Below are 18,760 nucleotides of genomic sequence, written 5' to 3' on the forward strand. Positions count from 1 at the left end.
TGATTGTATTGTCTATCATGGTAAAAGATTAAATATGAATCTTATAAACAAATGATAGAGAAATATTTACATATACCTACTAGCATACATCGAATTTTGGTACTTCTTAGGATACTTGGATCCTATTAAACGAGTTGTTAGAATGTTTTTAGTGTTAAAATGTTTTCCAAAGTACCGGTCACAGGATATTGTCCAATACTTTCTTTATGCATTTTCTTTCGTATCAAAAGTAGTGGCATAGCCAATCGCAGTATTCGCACATCGGACAAAAGATGGACATTTTTTGAAGGGATGTGCTTTTATGCAAACGATTATAGGCTGGTTATCACAATACTGGTATCGCAATTATACCGATGTTCTGCAAGGAATTGTCTTTGCCGCCGTTACATTATTTCTCGTTTTTAAAGACACGGACAGAAGTACCAAAATCAAAAAATGTATTCTATCCTTTCTTGTCTCTTACAATACAGCTGAGATCATTTCCTATGCAACGTATGCTGGCTTCACTTCTTTTCTATCTATACAGGGGACTTTTCTGGATTTCTTACTTGCCTCAGGCTGCCTTTTATTACCGGTGTTTATTCTAATTCCGCTGTATGCAAAAGTACTTGCCATCCAAGGACCCGGTGCTGCTTTCTTGTATGCTCTTTTTTTCTGCTCCAATTGCTTAGCCATGTTACTTGCCCAGAGTGTATGGCAACGCATGTGTATCACAATTGCATTAAGCATTGCCCTAACATGGTACTTTCAACAGGAAATCCGCTATCTTCTTTTTGAAAAATCCATGCTTCAAATGGACCACCGATTTCAGGGAACTGCATATTCCTTTATGGTTCTGATTGGCGTGGAAGCCGAGCTTCCACGCATTGTGCTTGATGGCAGTCCAAATGGAGTCGTAAATGCACTTGCTTATGGGGTTTCCATAGCTGGTATTGCGCTTATTCTCTTCTTTGTATTTTTCATGAAATTCAACTTTTTTGCCATCATGAAGTATGAAAACTACATCCGCAGCCAGGACGAAGATAGTACCACCGGCGCGAAGAGCCTGACTTACTTGATTGAGCATGGAAGAGACATGATTTTAAAAGCACAAACCACAAATGAAGAATTTGCCGTTTTTTATACAAATCTTGAAAATCTTCACGATGTAAATATGATTCACGGTTATGATGCTGGTACCAAAATTTTCCAAAAGACAGCAGCGCTTTTGGCTGCACAGTTCCCGGATGGCATCGTCGCTCGCGTATCCGGTTCCCACTTTGCCGGCATCATACCTCTTGCAAATATAGAAAACAAATTCAATCTAGCAGCTAAACAAATTGAGGGACTGAGCTTAGATGAAGCACTGCACCTAAAAGTTGGCATCTATCCCATCCCTGTGGCAACCCATACCACAAGACACGAAACGGAATTATCCTATGATGAGCTAACAACAATGGTGGATCTTTCCGCCTATGCAGTCCGCTACCAAAAGGATTCCCGACAAGTTGTGCAATATTTCGAAGAAGACCTCAAAAAACAGGAAGAAATTCGCTTACATGTCATAAGTAGCATAGACAAAGCCATACAAAATCAATGGCTACGTGTCTACTATCAGCCCCTTATCCATATCCAAAGTGGAAAACCGGCCGGATTTGAGGCTCTATCTCGCTGGGAAGATCCTGTATATGGCCTGCTCACACCCGATAAGTTTGTTCCTTCGCTTGAAAATCTCAGATTGATCTACAAAGTAGACTTAAACGTCCTTTCCACCTATGGAAGAGAAATACAAAAAATTCAAAAAATTGGGTTGGAACCACTTCCCATTAGCTTTAATATCTCGCGAACCGATCTTGAATCTGGTATTGATCTCTATGGCGAAATCGAAAGAATTGTGAATGCACTTGCCATCGACAAAAACCTGATTCATATTGAAATCACAGAAAGTGCACTGAACGGCGATTCCCTTATCATGCCTCAGGCAATCGAACATTTCCATCGTATGGGATTTGAAGTCTGGATGGACGACTTTGGATCTGGTTATTCCTCCCTCAACGTTCTAAAAGATTATCCTTTCGATGTAATTAAGATCGACATGGAATTTATGAAAAAATTCGATGAGCGTTCCAAACAAATCGTGCGCTCCATCTGTGAAATGGCTACATCACTTGGTACTCGAACAGTAGCCGAAGGGGTAGAAACTAAAGAGCAGCTTCAATTCCTGCAACAAATTGGTTGCACCTATGCCCAGGGCTATCTTTTCAGCAAACCAAAACCTGTACAGGAATTCTTTAGCCTCCTACCAAAGCGCCCATCCAATTACTAGTATGAACAGGCCGCCAAAATCATTGATAAGAAATGGGAATACAATACAGAATCGATTTTGAATTGCGGTTTATCAAAATGCACAAATCACTTTAATGCCTATGATGACAAGTAAACGAGAGTGCAATCTAAACTGTGTAAGTTAGTTAGATGCGTACGGCTAACTAATGAAAACAGTTTAGATTACACTATATATATTGACCCATTTCAATCACCATCAACCGACATATCGATTTTTGTCCTGCCCATAAAATACCAACCATATCCTACGAGATCGGCTAAGAACCAACCAATGGGTATGGCCATCCAAATCCCTATTTCACCAAGGGTAGGTGCCAATGCATAAGCCAATAATACTCGAGTACCTAAGGAAAGAATGGTCAAGATCACCGAAATACCCGGTTTTCCCATTCCACGAAAATAGCCATAGAGAAGAAATAAACAGCCAATACCTATATAAAAAGTGCCTTCGATGTGTAAATAACGAATTCCACACCATAGGACTTCTGTTTCCTTGGCTTGCACGAAAAGTTGCATCAATGGTTGGGCAAACACAAAGACCAACAATGAGATCACGGCTGAAAAGAGGATGGTCATCGTTGTTGCGATTCGAAATCCTTGTTGTTGGCGATCGATTCTTTTGGCACCCTCATTTTGAGAAATAAAAATAGAAAAGGCATTCCCAAAATCTTGTACTGGTAAATACGCAAAGGTATCGATCTTTACACCAGCGGCAAAAGCAGCCATAGTTATTGGACCAAACGTATCAACTAGACGTTGAACCAACAAAATGCCAAAGTTCATACACGATTGTTGCAAACAAGTCATCAACGATAAGCCTAGCAAATCATGCAAGATCGTTGGGTCAAAGACCCAATCTTGCCGATGGAGAATGAACGATCGATACGTTTTCATATAATACATACTGATACCCGATCCGGATACATATTGTGCAAGGATGGTTGCGATGGCTGCTCCGGCAATGCCCCAATGAAAGCCAAGTACAAACAAAAGATCCAAACCAATATTCAATCCAGCCGATAGACCAAGAAAGACTAAAGGAATCACTGAATTTCCTATCGAACGTAACAAACACGAAAAAAAATTATAGATGGATACAGCCAACAAGCCCATGAAAATGATTTCTACATAGATGCGCATAGAATCATAGATGGCTTGTGGTACAGCTAAAAAATGCAGAATGGGATCCATCCATACATAGAGTGCTATATTCAATAGGATTGTAATCAAAATGATCAAACAAAATGCATGCAAGATACCTAATTGTAAACGATGGATATTTCCCCTTCCCCATTCCATTGAAAATAAGACACCGGCTCCCATGGATAGACCTAAGAAAATGGAAGTCAAAAAGGTCATCAACGCATAGGCCGAACCAACCGCTGCCAATGCGTTGATGCCAATAAAGCGTCCCACGATCAATGTATCACTCAGATTATAGACTTGTTGCAACAAATCACCAAGAATAATGGGCAAGGCAAAAAGAAGCAATCCTTTTCGTATGTCACAAGTTGTAAGATCCATACTTTTCCTTCTTTCATTTCGAATTCATATTATTTCTATTTGATATAATTTATATAGATTAATTTTCTATTTGAAATATATCACGTTCATTATGAAATTGCAATTCCATCAAACCTTGGTACAATAAAAGCAGAAAAGGAGACTTCTATGTTTGTGGAAAAACTAGATACACTGGATCAAAAAATATTAGAATTATTGATTGAAAATGCGCGATATACCTATTCAGAAATTGGCAATAAACTTGGTATATCACGAGTGGCAGTGAAAAACCACGTTAAAGAATTGGAAAATCGTGGCATCATTGAAGAATATACGACCATCATAGATACGCATAAACTAACGGATTCCATTTCTTGTTTTTTTGAAATTGAAACAAAACCAGAAACATTCCATACCGTTATTCAAAAACTCAAAGATTGTCCGGACATTACCCAAATCTATCAAACAACTGGTCATTGTCGTCTTCATGTACATGCCATCGTTGCCGGACAAGAAGAAATGGACCGTCTTCTTCAAGAAGTCATCGATCCATTACCTGGTGCCCTATCCATTCAAACCAATGTCATCCTAAGCCGAATCAAAGACATCAAAGGTCTACGCCTATAAAAAAACAGCCAGTTCTGACTGTTTTATAAATAATTTTTTTCTATTTGATCCAAAAAGGCATCCTCGAGATATTGATCCAACTTCTTTTTTGTTTCTGAATTGTGGATCAAGCGATCAGACTGTTGATATTGGACCCAAGCCATCGCACAATAGGTAATGCCCCGTAAACAAGTAATCGATAAATACGTATACGTCCGTTCGATCAATCCATCCAAACAAAAACGTCCATCGACCGCTTGGATATATTCTTTCAATACGGCATCCACACAGGATTTCTCCAAAAGGATATCGGTTTTCCAGAATGTGGTCGTAGGCGCGAAAAAATGACCCAGATCTTGTGCCGGCTCACTATATACCGGTTTTTCCCAATCAATCAAATAATTGGTTTTTTCATTGCCATTGATCAAAAAATTCCCATTATTGAGTTCTGTATTGACACAACATCGATACGACATCGATGTTGGATTGTTTTTGTATATCTGCCAAGCCGTATCCAACATCGAACGAATATGTGCTTCCACATGCGCATCCTTATTGGATGCATGCACATAAACCGAAAACATGTCTTCACATTCTTTCAATATCGCAGCCAAAGGATCGTTATCAACGATCAGACCATCATTCACCGATATTGGAATACTATGAATATCCGCTAAGATCTGCATACCCAATCCACACTCTGTTTGATAATCCAAAGCATGGCCTGGTAACCAAGATTCCACCAAGACCCCATAGGGACGATGCGTATCTTTGGGCCAACAGCCCCATACTTGAGGGGTATGGCCACTTTCTTTCAACAAATCCAAGGCATGGGCTTCATACCCAATCGAATCATCGACATGGATCTGACTGGCCGTGTTGATTCGCAATAATAAAGGCTTCTGCGTTAGGGGATGAATCCATTTAAAATTCACATTGTATTCCCCCATCGCTAATAATTGATACGATTCAACCACCTGTTCAGGAAGACCCAACGGTTTCCGGTACTGCGGATCATGAATCAATGCCGAAACGCCTTCAAACATTTCCAAATTCATTAGATACGCACCTTATTGGGATTGTTGATATATTTTGGCTTTTCCTCTAGTGCTTTACCTCCATGTTTAGGTAGATAATCCAATAACTGATTCTGAATGATATCATCGGTAATCTCGGCTGCTTCCTTGACGATTCGCTCACAATTCATCTTATGCTCTTCGGAATTCCAAACAAATGGCTTCGTTAGTACACGACAACACATCGCATGCTCCAATTGACGGAAGCGATCATGCAATTCATTGGTCACCGTAAAAGCCAAACGTTCCGATTCATAATTATGACCACGCCCCGCAATTAAGCTTAAGACCATGGCACAACCCGTTACCGCACCACAAGCGCAACCCGATTCCCCTAAACCGGACCCAAAAGCGGTCGCAATCTTATATTGATTACTAGGAAACTGTAACTCATACGCTTCATTGAATCCACGCAACATCGCTTCCGAACAATACAAGCCATTTTGAAAATAACGCAAAGACAAAGCCACGGCTTTTGGCAAATGACTATCCAGATCTTTAAATACCGATTGATCCAATCGATTTCCTGCCTCTTTGGCATTGCGAGCAAACTCTTCAAACAACCACGTACTCAAATAGCGTTCTCCACTATCGGGCAATACCGTTACGATTCGTTTTCCTTTATTTTCCAGACGCTGTGCCAAAGTAACGGCTGCCCACACATTGGCCGCCCCCGAAATTCCAGCTAAGATGCCATCATTTTGACTCAACAAATGGGCATACTTGCTCGCATCTTCATCTTCCACCAATAAGATCTCATCGACAATCTCCATATTCATATTAGCGGGAATAAAGCCAGCCCCGATTCCTTGAATCCGATGCGGATAGGGTTTGCCACCCGACAATACGGCAGATTTCAACGGTTCAACCGCTACCACTTGGGTATTTGGATCGTTTTGTTTCAAAACCTCGCCAATGCCTGTCAACGTACCTCCTGTACCAACGCCAGCCACAAAGATGTCTACTTGCCCATCGGTATCCGCTAGAATCTCTTTTGCGGTGGTTTGCCGATGCACCTCGGCATTGGCCGGATTGGAAAATTGATCAGGGATCCATGCATGAGGAATTTGTGCCTGTAATTCTTTGGCCTTTTGGATCGAACCCGGCATATTCAACCGTGCTTCCGTTAAAACGATTTCCGCCCCTAATGCGGTTAATATTTTCCGACGCTCCATGCTCATCGTTTCCGGCATGGTCAAGATCAAGTGATAGCCCTTGATTGCACAAGCCATCGCCAATCCAATACCGGTATTGCCACTGGTTGGCTCGATGATCGTAGCTCCAGGACAAAGAATGCCCTTTTGTTCTGCATCTTCGATCATAGCTAGACCTACACGATCTTTAATACTGGACATGGGATTGAAATTTTCTAACTTCACCACGACTTCAGCCGCAGTGGGATTGGTTTTTTGACTCAATTTCACCATGGGCGTATGCCCAATCAAATCTGTTACATTTTCCGCAATATGCATGATACTTGGCTCCTTTTTCTTTTTTCTGTATACTGAGAGTTTAACACTTTTATTCCTAGTTGACAAATTGGTTTTATAGGTTTATTTTAACCTTACAATGAAAGTGAGGAAATTGTATGAAAGAACCAAGTGAGGAACTCATTGAACAAATTGCCCATGACTTCACCCAAGAACACATGATGTGTTCCCAAGTCACTTTTGCGTATGCCGCAAAAAAACTGGGATACGACGTGGATACAGCCAAACACATGGCTTCCATTTTTGGTGGTGGCATGATGAATGGCGAACGCTGTGGCGCATTAACGGGTGCATTGATGGGCCTTGGCCTCAAATACGGCCATTCCGGACCGGAAGACAAAGCCAATGAACAAACTTTACAAGCCAAGAAAAAAGCTTTGGAAGCTGCATTCATGGATCAATACCATAGCTTATTGTGTAAAGATGTGATTGGTGCTAATTTCGGTACACCCGAAGGCCAAAAGAAGATCCAAGAAGAACAATTAACCAAAAATTGTCCTCTATTGACGGCTCGTGTATGTATGCTTTTAGACGAGTTATTATAAAGAAAGAAGGAAATCAAAATGGCAAAAGAACCAAGTACAACCTTTGTAGAAACGGTCGCAAAAGATTTCGCATCCGGACTTCATTGCTCACAAGTAACCCTGGCTTATGCCGCTAAGAAACTGGGATATGATGAAAAAACGGCCAAAAAAATTGGTGCTGGATTTGGCGGTGGCATGTTCAATGGCGAACGCTGTGGTGCGCTTACCGGCGCCATGATGGGTCTAGGCCTCAAATATGGATATACAGGTCAAAAAGACGCAGAAAATCTAGCCGTCCTCCAACAGAAAGTGAAACAATTGGAAGATGCATTCCAAACCTATTATGCATCCTTGCAGTGTGAAGATATCATTGGCGTAAACATTGGTACACCAGAAGGTGCCAAAAAAGCGGTCGAGAACAATTGCTTTGCGAACTGTCCCTTGTTGACGGCACGCGTATGTATGATCCTTGATGAATTACTCTGATCCTACTTTGCTTGCCAGGGTCAATGATGTCCAAGCCAAACAAGACCAGATCATCAAGGTCTATCATTCGCACTTAAAAAAGTACGATACCCACTGGCCACTTACACGCGCTCAAGTGGAAGTAGATATGATCCATTTGTTGAGCTCGCTCCAAGACGATCAAATCCAATTTCCAAAAATCATTGCCTGGCAGCCCAAAACGACAACGTTGACCATGAAGCGACTTTCAGGTCGTCCTCTATCCCAATTTCAAGCAAAAGATTTGATGGATGAACAACTATGGAAACCTCTTTTTTCCTTTTTTGAAGATCTAAAGAACATCACAAAACAAGATCTTCGACAAGCAACCGGATCTTATTTTAGTTATCAAACAAAGATCCAAAAATGCATGTATCAAAATAAGATTGAACAACAACCACCCCTAGGCAAGCAAATGCTCTGTCTGGGTGATGTTAGCATCTATAATGTTTTATGGGATACCAAAAAACCGGCTTTGGTTGATTTGGAATGTGCACACTGGGGCTATCCTGGATACGATATCGGCCAATTACTAGCCATGCTCCAAGTGCGGTTCGCCCATACACCGCTACTTCCTTATTTGGATGCACACATGTCCCAATGGATCCAAGATCCCCTCTTTTATCAACAAATCATCGAATGGAAACAAGCTTTCCTTCCCTATTACAAGTCTCAGAAATGATCGAACTGGGACTTTTTTATATAGAAATGTATTGATATTTATATTGCATCTTCATTTAAGGATTGCTACAATATTTTTGTTGTAAAATACAATATTTTTAAAATAGAGGGAGACACAAATGAAAAAAATCGTCCAAGCCCTATTATGTGCAGGCCTATTCTTTATTTTTTTACCCCAACAAGTATATGCAACCGAAGCCGATCCAGCCAGTTATGCCGGTCATTATTCCACAAACCAAAGTTTTGCGTTTGTGAATAGCCGCTATTATGATGGAACCAATCAAGTGAAAGTATTTAATTTTGGTTGAGTAGCCATTCCTTCATCCGGTGAATATTACTTGAATGGTGATTGGTCCGACATGGAACATGTCTATACGCGTGAAGATTATCATTCTACGACAACACCAACCAACGAAGTCGGTGCCGATGGGGATGGTCAATTAGCATCCGCCAATGCCGGAACTTATACAACCATCAATATTTCCAACTTCACCTTATATGGCCCCGATGCCAAGAATTATCGTCTACCCACCACTTTCAATCATGTACCAACCTATGTTGAAATTTGGCAAGTTGCCCCCGAACTCACTTTGACCAGTGACGTACAAGGTACGATCCAACGCGGCCAATCCTTTACCCTTACACTCACGATCCAAAATGATTTCAACAATGTAAGTGGTTTACCCACAACCGATCAAGTCAGCTTTGATGTTGAAAATGCCGAAGCCATTTCAACCATTACCCAAACTGACAATACATATGTACAAACATTCAAAGCAACCCATGATACCAATGTCCAAACGATCAAAGCCAAAGCTGGTGTAAAAAATAATGCCACCAATTATAAAGAAGGCTATCAAACCTTAAATCTGACTTTACCAGCTATTCATTCCATTTCCTATCAATTTGTGAGTGGCACCCAAGGCAAAGATCTTCCCGATTCGATCACAAAGTTATTGCCACAAACAACAACCGCTCAAGAAGGACAAACGGTTTCACCAACCCAACCCACAGCCAATCAAGTAAACGTGTCAGATGGCATCTGGACATTTGCAGGGTATGATGTCAATCAAAAAGCATTGGATACAGATATCACATTCACAGGGACATGGACCTTTACAGCCAATGCACAAACAAACAAAAAACAATCATCCAACACCAATTCAAAGCCAAAACCGGCACAAAAAAATAAAGGTATACAAACAGGCATCACCACACATACGACACTATGGACACGTTTATTCAGTGGTTCACTTGTGATCTGCATATTGTTGTTTGCCTTACGAAAACGGAAATTATCCAACTAAACGGGGACAAGATCTCCGTTTTTTCTCATTAAAAAAAAACGAATCTTCATAGACTCGTTTTTTATCAATACTTATTTATGTGCCGAAATATCTTTGGTGATGAATTCCAACAACTCTTGAGCAGCCACATTCAATCCTTTACGATTTTCACGACTGAATCCCAAATGCGTATAGATCTCACCAGTAAAGACACCATTTTCTTTTAGACAACGGAATGTCTTATCGATCAATGGTTCACATACCTCTTCCATCTGCATCGGTCCAAATGGATTGGCAAAATATGTTGTGGAAATACCCACTTCTTGAGTCGTACCCAAGGCCATACGTTTTCCCATTTTACAGGTTTCCTTCACTTCTTCGACACTCAATTCGGCCAAACCATACTTATCGGTATAATTGTTGGCATACGCAAATAAATCGATCTTATGATTCTGGACAATGAATTTATAAGGAGAAGCCGGTGTGACCATCCGTGAATTTGGATTTTCTGGTGCCATAAAGACCGAACGATCCATGTCACGATATGGTGTACCTGGTTCTAGATCATCCAAACGGATGAAAGCACCAATTTCCGTACCTTGTCCATAAGGAATGCCATCTTCAATATGGATCGTACCCATATCATCAAAGATGACTTGCACATCACGAATATAATCTTTTCCAGCTGATTTTAAAGCTTCGATGGATTCCGATTTACCAGCACCCGAATCACCCATCAACATGATGTTCTTGCTGGAACCATCTCGCATGACCACTTTGACAAAGGCACCATGAATAGGTAGCCAGCCATCATGCATCTTCCGTACATTGTGCAACGTCAACATCATTTTCTTTAGATAGCCAAAGTAATCCATACGAGGATCATCGGATACGCAACCAATCCAAATATCATTTTCTTCATCATGATAGAATTGCGTTTCATTTTTATCATCTTCATTACCAATGATACAAATGAGATCTGGTTTTTGTTCAATTTCATCTTTGGTTGCTAATTCAAATAAGTTCGCCAAAGACAATGCCAATGGCATATATTTGATATTAAAATATGTAAAGCACAATAAAGAACCCACTTTACATGGGAAACAGAACCAATTGTCTTTACTTCCCGTAAAATATTCCATTGGACTTTGATGAATTTGATTGATCACACCCGTACGCTTACTTGATTTTGGATGCAAGATCATTGGTGTACGTAACATGACCGTATCGATCATTGGGATTTCTTGTAAGGCTTCATACCCTTTTGAAAACTTTTTATCTCTTTGATAAATAGAGAAACAAGCATTCGTTCCGGCTTGTGCATTGCGATATACCGAATTGCTTCGACCTTGGACTTTTTCTTCAAACAAACGATACGTACGCAAAATCAAACTATTGACATTGCTGTCCATGCCGACAAGCGTATTGACGCCAAAGCTTTCCATATTTTGACTTTTCATAAAGGCAAAACGACTCCGATTGCGCCAGAACTTATACATTTCTTCAATGCAGGTCAACAACATATCGGGATCTCTAGCATATGGGTGATCGATTTCATCCAACTCAAAAATAGCCAATTGACGTAAAAAGTGACTCATAGTTTTACTGGCTTGATGAATATTGATTGAGTTATCAATTGTCAAATATTTCAAAAGAGTTGGGTTTTGAATCTCATCCATGAAATATTCCAACACAAAGCGAAATGTATCGCTTTTCAAAAGCATGTCTCGATTTTTAGGATACATTCGGTTGTAATTCATTACGATCTGATTATCAGATAAATAAATTGTGTTCATATACATCCTCCAACGTATATAAATATATCTCATTCTTTTGAAAATCACAAATCTTTTATTTCATCTATGAAAAATAATTTCTGAAAAATATTTGACATTTTTTCATTTATTGGTATACTGAAATTCGTAAAAAGCAAAGGCGCTTCTATTTCCATATAGAAGTGCCCTTTTGTTTTTTTATTGGTACAAAGGCGTACGAAGAATGAATATTCTTTTTACGCCTTTTTGCATATCAAAGGGAGGGAAAAGATATGGCAGAAGTATTATCACAAGTTTTCGGCATCTGGTATCTGATTGGAGCCGCACTGGTCTTCTTCATGCAAGCAGGATTTGCGATGGTAGAAGCCGGATTTACCAGACGAAAAAATGCCGGAAATATCATTATGAAGAACTTGATGGATTTCTGTTTGGGAACCGTCGCTTTCTTGATCTTAGGGTATTCGATCATAATGGGAAAAGATACAGGAGCCGGCATCATCGGTTGGATCGACTTTTCAAAAGGACCCCTATTTGATTTTCAAAATACCAATTGGTCCTTGTTCGTCTTTAACTTAGTGTTCTGTGCCACCGCTGCAACCATCGTTTCTGGAGCCATGGCCGAACGAACCAAATTCTTATCGTATTGTATTTACAGTTTCGTGATTTCATTGATTGTTTATCCCGTTGAAGCCCATTGGGTATGGGGGCCCGATGGATTCTTGACCGCTATGGGATTTCATGATTTTGCCGGATCCGGTGTCATTCATTACGTTGGTGGTATGACCGCCTTGATTGGCGCTGCCATGTTAGGTCCACGTATTGGTAAATTCAACAAAGATGGCAGTCCCAACGGTATTCCTGGACACAATATTCCATTAGGTGCTTTGGGATGCTTCATCTTATGGTTTGGATGGTATGGATTCAACGGTGCTGCTGCAACCAATGAAGTCCAATTAGCAACCATTTTCGCAACAACCACCATTGCACCTGCCGTTGCCACTTGTACAGCCATGATCTTCACCTGGAAAAAATACGGTAAACCCGATGTTGGTATGTGTTTAAATGCTTCTTTAGCTGGATTGGTTGCCATCACCGCTGGTTGTGATTATGTCAATGGCTTGGGTGCCTTCATCATCGGCATCTGTTCTGGCTTGATCGTATGCTTTGGTGTATGGCTACTCGACTACAAACTGCACGTGGATGATCCTGTCGGCGCTGTTGGTGTCCATTTCTTCAATGGTATGCTAGGCATCATCATGACCGGTTTATTTGCTTGTGGTACCGATACCCATCCAGCCCCTCTTGGCCTTTTCTATGGTGGCGGTGTCCATTTCTTATTGATCCAGATCTTTGGTTTGGTCGTCATTGGTCTTTGGACCGCTGTTACCATGTTCATCACATTCAAACTCATCGATAAAACAGTTGGTTTACGTGTCAGTGAAGAAGAAGAACTCCAAGGATTAGATCTTCCAGAACATGGTTTGGCCGATGCCTATGCTGGATTTGGCCTTCAAGCCTTAACAACATCCAACCAAGCAGGTGCTAATATTGTTTCGACAGCTCCAGAAGTTCAAATGAGTGAAGCCGTACCAACCAAAGTTACGAAAGGTGTATCGGGTATTTCTAAGGTAACCATTATCGCAAAACCAGAAAAACTCGATGCCTTGAAGTTAGCGATGGATGAGATTGGCATCATGGGCATGACCGTGACCCGTGTCATGGGTTGTGGTGTTCAAAAAGGACAAGTCACTTACTATCGTGGTGCTAAAGTGACCATGGATCTTTTACCAAAGATCAAAGCGGAGATCGTCGTTAGTGAAATTCCGGTTCAAACCGTTGTCAATGCCGCTCGTAAAGCTTTATATACAGGTCATATGGGCGATGGTAAGATCTTCGTTTATGACGTTGAAAATGTGGTTCGTATCTCCAGTGGATCACAAGGCCAAGAAGCCCTAGATTATGAATAGACAATAACGAACTTTCCATTTCGTAAATAGCAGAGAAAAGGACACCGTATGGTGTCTTTTTCTCTACCTAAAAAAAAGAACGATTTCTCGTTCTTATAAACATTGAATCAAATCTTGATACAACTGCACGCCATGGATCAGGATATCTTCATCAAAATCCCAATGATCACTATGTAACGGAATCCCTGTTCCCGTTCCTAAAAAGAAGAAGACACCTGGTATAGCTTGTTGATAATAGGCAAAATCTTCCGCAATCATTTCTGGATGTTCCAAACGATGCACAGAAGGAATTTGATGATAGATCTGATTGACCAAAGCTTCATCATTGATCACAGCTGGATAGCCATTTTTAAATTGAACCTGGATCTTGACCTTTTCTTCTTGCTCAATTTCGTGCGCAATTCGCCGAATCTTTGTTTGTATCTCCTTAAATAAAATTGGATCAAATACCCGCATCGTCCCTTCCATATGGGTATGTCCACTAATAGAGTTACAAACCACACCCGATCGCATCAAACCAAACTTTAATAAACGATGAATCTGCGGATCGATACTTTTTTCATATTCGTAACAACGCAATAAGAAATGTGCCCCCGCCACCATCGCATCAATACCCTCTTCGGCTTTGGCTACATGAGAAGTCTTCCCTTCGATATCGACATGAATCTCACTGCTTTGGGCAAGCTGGCCCTTCGGCCGCGTTGCCACTTGTCCTTTATCAATGGAAGGCCATAAATGCAACCCAAATATACTGGTCACATGAAATTTTTTAAAAATGCCCGTATCGACGATCAATTGAGCACCACCTGGCGATTCTTCCCCCGGTTGAAAAACCAATAATACATTGTGAGCAAGATCAGCTTGGGCATTCACCCATTGGGCAAATCCCAACAAAATGGCCATATGCCCATCATGGCCACACGCATGCATACACCCCGGATGTTTACTTTTATAAGGAACATCATTTTGTTCCTGAACCGGTAAGGCATCCATATCACTTCGAAACGCAAATGTATCTTTTTTGCCAAAATCAAAATATGCCACCACACTGGATGGAATGGGTTCAAACAATTCACAACGATAAGCACGTAGATGCTGTTGGATATAGGATTGCGTTTCGGGCAGCTCCAATTCCAATTCCGGAATTTGATGCAGTTCTTGTCGATATTCTTTTAACATGGCCTTATGGTATTCTTATTTTCAAAAATTTTCAAGACAATTGAAATTTTTTTCCATCAATGATAGGGTGTAGACAAAGGAGATTAAACTATGAAATCCATTCCGATCACCAAATACCATGGATTGGGCAATGACTTTATCATTACTCGTTATTCCTATGTCGATAAAGAAGACATTGTTTCCTTTATTCAATCGGTTTGTGACCGTCATACCGGCATTGGTGCTGATGGTGCCATCTTTGTCAAAACAAACCCATTGGAAATGATCTATTATAACCAAGACGGATCAAGGGCACCCATGTGTGGCAACGGTATTCGTTGTTTTGCGAAATATTGTTTTGATGAAAACATCGATCGAAGTGAAAAACTCGAAGTCCAAACCTTGGCAGGACCCAAAGTGGTCTATCGCCAATCCATCGATCCCTTCTTAGTTCGCGTCGATATGGGTTATGCCCAAGAATATAAGGATAAGTGGCCCATTCAAATTGGTTCGCACACTTGTTATTCGGGATTTGTATCGACCGTCCATACTGTTCTTTTCGAACCATGGGATGAAACCGTTGGCCATGACATTTGCCATGATTCGGTTTTCCCCGAACAAACCAATGTGAATTTTGTCCAAATACAAGATCAAAGCCATCTATCCATTCGCACCTACGAACGAGGTTGTGGGCCGACCCTAGCTTGTGGAACCGGGGTTTGTGCCAGTGTCTACACAGCCTACACGCTAGGAAAGTGTGACCATTCGGTAGATGTCCAATTGATCAAAGGACAGCTCCATATTGATATTGACCCCGATGGACGAATCTTTATGACTGGTCCCGCCCAAAAAATTTTAGAAGGAGAAACCGCATGAACGCAGAAGAAATCATTCATATCATCCAAACTTCCAAGAAACAAACAACCGTTAAAGTGTACTTCAACGCGACCGAGCCCATTGACTTTCCCCCATCGGTTCAGGTCTTTGGCCATATCGCCATAGGCCCTTGGGAAGATATCCAGCCCATCTTAGAATCCCAAAAAGAAAAGTTCACCCATCTATATATCGAAAACAATGGTCGCAACACCGCTATCCCGCTTTTGGATACCAAAAACATCAATGCGCGGATCGAACCCGGTGCGATCATCCGCGACAACGTTGAAATTGGCGATCATGCCGTCATCATGATGGGGGCCATCATCAATATTGGTGCCCAAATTGGAAAAAACACCATGATCGATATGGGCGCTGTACTGGGTGGTCGAGCCATCGTCAAAAACAATTGTCATATTGGAGCTGGTGCTGTCTTAGCTGGTGTGGTCGAACCAGCCAGTGCTACACCTGTCATCGTTGAAGACAATGTATTGATTGGTGCCAATGCCGTCATCATTGAAGGTGTCCATATTGGCAAAGGTGCTGTCATAGGGGCAGGAGCCATCGTCTTAGAAGATGTTGGTGAAAACCAAGTGGTTGGTGGCAATCCGGCTCGTGTTCTCAAAACCAAAAATGAACAAACCGAAGAAAAAACCGAATTGGTTGATGCCCTTCGTCAAATCTAATTGACATCGATTTTTTTCATGGTAACATGAATGTGGTCATTTTTTTCGGCAAAGAAGCCCTTCCGGACAGTTTTTTTACTGACCGGATTTTTTCATGAGAACAAGGAGGTCAATCATGACAAAATACATATTTGTAACTGGTGGTGTTGTTTCGGGAATCGGTAAAGGCATCAGTGCAGCCAGTTTAGGACGTTTATTAAAGTGTCGCGGCTATCGTGTTACCTCACAAAAATTGGATCCGTATATCAATGTGGATCCGGGCACGATGTCTCCCCTTCAACATGGTGAAGTCTATGTTACCAACGATGGTCTAGAAGCCGATTTGGACTTAGGACACTACGAACGCTTTATCGATGAAGATCTACATCAATATTCCAATTTGACAACGGGTAAAGTCTATTCCAATGTCATCAATAAAGAACGTGAAGGCAAATACTTAGGACAAACTGTTCAGGTGATTCCTCATATCACAGATGAGATCAAACATTTCATTTATCAAGCTGGTAAACATGCCAATGCCGATTTTGTGATTACCGAAATTGGTGGTACGACCGGCGATATTGAAAGTTTGCCCTTTTTGGAAGCCATTCGCCAAGTTCGCTTGGAAGTAGGATACGAAAATTGCTTATTTATTCATGTAACCTATATTCCTTATTTGGAAGGAAGCCAAGAATTTAAATCCAAACCAACCCAACACAGTGTTAAAGAATTACGTTCCTATGGAATCAATCCCGATATCATCATTGCCCGTGTCAATCATCAAATTCCACAATCCGTATTAGATAAGATCTCCTTATTCTGTAATGTCGAAAAAGAATGTGTGATTGAAAACCGTACCCTCGGTTCTTTATATGAAGTGCCTCTCATGCTAGAAAAACAACACCTAGCCGACACCATTTGTAAGAAATTAAATTGTGAAGTTCGCCCTGCCGATTTGACCGAATGGGAAAATTTGATTGATTCCATCCATCAAGCCACCGAACCGGTACATATTGCCTTGGTGGGTAAATATGTTCAACTTCATGATGCCTATCTATCCGTATCGGAAGCTTTGTATCATGCTGGTTTTGCCAATGGCGCCAATGTACACATTCATTGGATCGATTCCGAACAAATCACACCGGAAAACGTAGAAGATACCTTTAAAGATGTGAGTGGCATCATTGTTCCCGGCGGATTTGGGGAACGCGGCATCGAAGGGATGATCGAAACCGCTCGCTATGCCTATACCCACAAGATTCCTTATTTAGGAATTTGTTTAGGGATGCAGATTATGGCCATTTATGTGGCTCGTGACTTATTGGGTTATGAAGATGCCAACAGTTTTGAATTCGATGAAACCAGCAAACATACCATCATTGATTTTATGGCCGATCAAAGCAATGATATCCGCAAAGGTGGAACCATGCGTTTGGGTGCCTATCCATGCAGCTTAAAACAAAATAGTCACATTCATCAATGTTACCAAAAAGAAATCATTGAAGAACGTCATCGTCATCGTTATGAATTCAACAATGCCTATCGATTTGAATTTGAAGAAGCGGGCATTCCAATCGTTGGTACCAGCCCCGATAAGAAATTGGTCGAAGCCATTGAAGCCAAGGACCATCCTTTCTTCATTGGTGTACAATTTCATCCAGAATTTAAATCTCGTCCCAATAATGCCCATCCTTTATTCAAAGGATTTGTGGCTGCTTCAAAAAACGCAAAAAAGTGAGATCATGACGATCTCACTTTTTTTCATCCATATTTTTTAATAACTCTTTTGCCACATCCACTTTTGTGATGGAATTATTCATCGCAATTTGCTCAATATAATGGTGTGCCTTTTCTTCCGACCAATGATAACTCTCGATCAATACCAATTTTGCACGATTGACCAATTTATCATTTCGGATCTTCTTCTTTAATCGCTCGATTTCCCCTTGATACTTTTGAATTTCTTCTCGTTTGATCCTTAATTGCTCACAAGCTTGATACATGGTTTGCGCACTGGATGGATCCGCAATCACAAAGATACCTGACCCATTCAATTGATAAACAATTTGATCATATTGACGAAGCGGGACCATCAGTAAGATTTCACAGCCAATGGCTTGTTTCCATTCATAGGCTAACCGCCAGGAAACACCTTCATCAATGGGCTCTTGAATGATCAATAGATCCGGTCTTTGTGCCCGTAATTGTTGTTTCAGACCCGAAACACTCTTAAAACTTTCCATGGGATCATAAACTGTGGAAGGTAGGATCTGTGAGAATCTTATCGGATGGGTCGCGAGTACAAATACTTTCGTACGCATGGCCCT

At 41.0% G+C, this 18,760-nt stretch carries 17 protein-coding genes; 11 read left to right on the forward strand and 6 right to left on the reverse strand.

The window, feature by feature from the left end; translation table 11 throughout:
* Nucleotides 1-301: 301 nt before the first annotated feature.
* A complete protein-coding gene (locus tag MOZ64_RS00105; protein ID WP_320324590.1) occupies nt 302-2,305 on the forward strand; it encodes an EAL domain-containing protein in 2,004 nt (667 codons plus the stop codon).
* A 206-nt stretch (nt 2,306-2,511) separates the two neighbouring features.
* Here the strand turns inward: MOZ64_RS00105 and MOZ64_RS00110 are convergent, their stop codons facing one another.
* The gene (locus MOZ64_RS00110; protein ID WP_320324591.1) at nt 2,512-3,849 is read right to left on the reverse strand and encodes an MATE family efflux transporter; all 1,338 of its coding nucleotides are present in this window, start codon (nt 3,847-3,849) and stop codon (nt 2,512-2,514) included.
* 147 nt (nt 3,850-3,996) lie between these two features.
* On the opposite strand from MOZ64_RS00110, the gene MOZ64_RS00115 reads away from it, so the two are divergent.
* On the forward strand, nt 3,997-4,455 hold the full coding sequence (locus tag MOZ64_RS00115; protein WP_320324592.1) for an Lrp/AsnC family transcriptional regulator: 459 nt from the start codon (nt 3,997-3,999) through the stop codon (nt 4,453-4,455).
* Nucleotides 4,456-4,478: 23 nt separating this feature from the next.
* On the opposite strand, the gene MOZ64_RS00120 is transcribed toward MOZ64_RS00115, so the two are convergent.
* Nucleotides 4,479-5,492 carry a phosphotransferase gene (locus MOZ64_RS00120; protein ID WP_320324593.1) on the reverse strand — a complete coding sequence of 338 codons (1,014 nt, stop codon included), beginning with the start codon at nt 5,490-5,492 and terminating at the stop codon, nt 4,479-4,481.
* A complete protein-coding gene (cysK, locus tag MOZ64_RS00125; RefSeq protein ID WP_320324594.1) occupies nt 5,492-6,982 on the reverse strand; it encodes a cysteine synthase A in 1,491 nt (496 codons plus the stop codon). The genes MOZ64_RS00120 and cysK overlap by 1 nt, the downstream gene beginning before the upstream one ends.
* A 116-nt stretch (nt 6,983-7,098) precedes the next feature.
* On the opposite strand from cysK, the gene MOZ64_RS00130 reads away from it, so the two are divergent.
* The 5 genes from MOZ64_RS00130 (at nt 7,099) to MOZ64_RS00150 (ending at nt 10,016) form a co-directional block, all read left to right on the forward strand.
* Nucleotides 7,099-7,545 (forward strand): C-GCAxxG-C-C family protein, encoded by a 447-nt coding sequence (locus MOZ64_RS00130; protein ID WP_320324595.1) that lies wholly within the window; start codon nt 7,099-7,101, stop codon nt 7,543-7,545.
* Nucleotides 7,546-7,563: 18 nt separating this feature from the next.
* A complete protein-coding gene (locus tag MOZ64_RS00135; protein WP_320324596.1) occupies nt 7,564-8,010 on the forward strand; it encodes a C-GCAxxG-C-C family protein in 447 nt (148 codons plus the stop codon).
* Nucleotides 7,997-8,710: a phosphotransferase gene (locus tag MOZ64_RS00140; RefSeq protein WP_320324597.1), complete on the forward strand. Its 714-nt coding sequence runs from the start codon at nt 7,997-7,999 to the stop codon at nt 8,708-8,710. The genes MOZ64_RS00135 and MOZ64_RS00140 overlap by 14 nt, the downstream gene beginning before the upstream one ends.
* 118 nt (nt 8,711-8,828) lie before the next feature.
* Nucleotides 8,829-9,017 (forward strand): hypothetical protein, encoded by a 189-nt coding sequence (locus tag MOZ64_RS00145; RefSeq protein WP_320324598.1) that lies wholly within the window; start codon nt 8,829-8,831, stop codon nt 9,015-9,017.
* Between the two features lie 51 nt (nt 9,018-9,068).
* Entirely contained in the window at nt 9,069-10,016 is a 948-nt protein-coding gene (locus MOZ64_RS00150; protein ID WP_320324599.1) for an SHIRT domain-containing protein, read from the forward strand.
* 71 nt (nt 10,017-10,087) lie between these two features.
* Here the strand turns inward: MOZ64_RS00150 and MOZ64_RS00155 are convergent, their stop codons facing one another.
* Nucleotides 10,088-11,791, reverse strand: coding sequence for a hypothetical protein (locus MOZ64_RS00155; RefSeq protein ID WP_320324600.1), 1,704 nt, complete (start codon nt 11,789-11,791; stop codon nt 10,088-10,090).
* Between the two features lie 251 nt (nt 11,792-12,042).
* Between MOZ64_RS00155 and MOZ64_RS00160 the strand changes: the two genes are divergently transcribed.
* Nucleotides 12,043-13,737 (forward strand): ammonium transporter, encoded by a 1,695-nt coding sequence (locus MOZ64_RS00160; RefSeq protein ID WP_320324601.1) that lies wholly within the window; start codon nt 12,043-12,045, stop codon nt 13,735-13,737.
* A gap of 93 nt (nt 13,738-13,830) precedes the next feature.
* Here the strand turns inward: MOZ64_RS00160 and MOZ64_RS00165 are convergent, their stop codons facing one another.
* Nucleotides 13,831-14,916, reverse strand: coding sequence for a M20 metallopeptidase family protein (locus MOZ64_RS00165; RefSeq protein ID WP_320324602.1), 1,086 nt, complete (start codon nt 14,914-14,916; stop codon nt 13,831-13,833).
* Nucleotides 14,917-15,006: 90 nt separating this feature from the next.
* Between MOZ64_RS00165 and dapF the strand changes: the two genes are divergently transcribed.
* The 3 genes from dapF to pyrG all read left to right on the forward strand — a co-directional run bounded on the left by dapF (nt 15,007) and on the right by pyrG (nt 18,171).
* The gene (gene dapF / locus MOZ64_RS00170) at nt 15,007-15,771 is read left to right on the forward strand and encodes a diaminopimelate epimerase (protein ID WP_320324603.1); all 765 of its coding nucleotides are present in this window, start codon (nt 15,007-15,009) and stop codon (nt 15,769-15,771) included.
* Nucleotides 15,768-16,454, forward strand: coding sequence for a 2,3,4,5-tetrahydropyridine-2,6-dicarboxylate N-acetyltransferase (dapD, locus tag MOZ64_RS00175; RefSeq protein ID WP_320324604.1), 687 nt, complete (start codon nt 15,768-15,770; stop codon nt 16,452-16,454). Before dapF ends, dapD begins: the two co-directional genes overlap by 4 nt.
* Nucleotides 16,455-16,569: 115 nt before the next feature.
* The gene (gene pyrG, locus MOZ64_RS00180) at nt 16,570-18,171 is read left to right on the forward strand and encodes a CTP synthase (RefSeq protein ID WP_320324605.1); all 1,602 of its coding nucleotides are present in this window, start codon (nt 16,570-16,572) and stop codon (nt 18,169-18,171) included.
* Nucleotides 18,172-18,184: 13 nt separating this feature from the next.
* Here pyrG and MOZ64_RS00185 read toward each other — a convergent pair whose 3' ends face one another.
* The gene (locus MOZ64_RS00185; protein ID WP_320324606.1) at nt 18,185-18,754 is read right to left on the reverse strand and encodes an ANTAR domain-containing response regulator; all 570 of its coding nucleotides are present in this window, start codon (nt 18,752-18,754) and stop codon (nt 18,185-18,187) included.
* Nucleotides 18,755-18,760: the final 6 nt, after the last annotated feature.

The sequence above is a fragment of the Absicoccus intestinalis genome (genome assembly GCF_033971885.1).
Taxonomy (GTDB): domain Bacteria; phylum Bacillota_I; class Bacilli_A; order Erysipelotrichales; family Erysipelotrichaceae; genus Absicoccus; species Absicoccus intestinalis.

What these genes read in the sequence shown, in the direction of transcription:
- MOZ64_RS00140 (WP_320324597.1), top strand. Translation starts at nt 7,997, where the DNA reads ATGAATTACTCTGATCCTACTTTGCTTGCCAGGGTCAATGATGTCCAA.
- MOZ64_RS00110 (WP_320324591.1), bottom strand. Translation starts at nt 3,849, where the DNA reads ATGGATCTTACAACTTGTGACATACGAAAAGGATTGCTTCTTTTTGCC.
- pyrG (WP_320324605.1), top strand. Translation starts at nt 16,570, where the DNA reads ATGACAAAATACATATTTGTAACTGGTGGTGTTGTTTCGGGAATCGGT.
- MOZ64_RS00185 (WP_320324606.1), bottom strand. Translation starts at nt 18,754, where the DNA reads ATGCGTACGAAAGTATTTGTACTCGCGACCCATCCGATAAGATTCTCA.
- MOZ64_RS00135 (WP_320324596.1), top strand. Translation starts at nt 7,564, where the DNA reads ATGGCAAAAGAACCAAGTACAACCTTTGTAGAAACGGTCGCAAAAGAT.
- MOZ64_RS00115 (WP_320324592.1), top strand. Translation starts at nt 3,997, where the DNA reads ATGTTTGTGGAAAAACTAGATACACTGGATCAAAAAATATTAGAATTA.
- MOZ64_RS00160 (WP_320324601.1), top strand. Translation starts at nt 12,043, where the DNA reads ATGGCAGAAGTATTATCACAAGTTTTCGGCATCTGGTATCTGATTGGA.
- MOZ64_RS00165 (WP_320324602.1), bottom strand. Translation starts at nt 14,916, where the DNA reads ATGTTAAAAGAATATCGACAAGAACTGCATCAAATTCCGGAATTGGAA.
- MOZ64_RS00105 (WP_320324590.1), top strand. Translation starts at nt 302, where the DNA reads ATGCAAACGATTATAGGCTGGTTATCACAATACTGGTATCGCAATTAT.
- dapF (WP_320324603.1), top strand. Translation starts at nt 15,007, where the DNA reads ATGAAATCCATTCCGATCACCAAATACCATGGATTGGGCAATGACTTT.
- cysK (WP_320324594.1), bottom strand. Translation starts at nt 6,982, where the DNA reads ATGCATATTGCGGAAAATGTAACAGATTTGATTGGGCATACGCCCATG.
- MOZ64_RS00150 (WP_320324599.1), top strand. Translation starts at nt 9,069, where the DNA reads ATGGAACATGTCTATACGCGTGAAGATTATCATTCTACGACAACACCA.
- MOZ64_RS00130 (WP_320324595.1), top strand. Translation starts at nt 7,099, where the DNA reads ATGAAAGAACCAAGTGAGGAACTCATTGAACAAATTGCCCATGACTTC.
- MOZ64_RS00145 (WP_320324598.1), top strand. Translation starts at nt 8,829, where the DNA reads ATGAAAAAAATCGTCCAAGCCCTATTATGTGCAGGCCTATTCTTTATT.
- MOZ64_RS00120 (WP_320324593.1), bottom strand. Translation starts at nt 5,492, where the DNA reads ATGAATTTGGAAATGTTTGAAGGCGTTTCGGCATTGATTCATGATCCG.
- dapD (WP_320324604.1), top strand. Translation starts at nt 15,768, where the DNA reads ATGAACGCAGAAGAAATCATTCATATCATCCAAACTTCCAAGAAACAA.
- MOZ64_RS00155 (WP_320324600.1), bottom strand. Translation starts at nt 11,791, where the DNA reads ATGAACACAATTTATTTATCTGATAATCAGATCGTAATGAATTACAAC.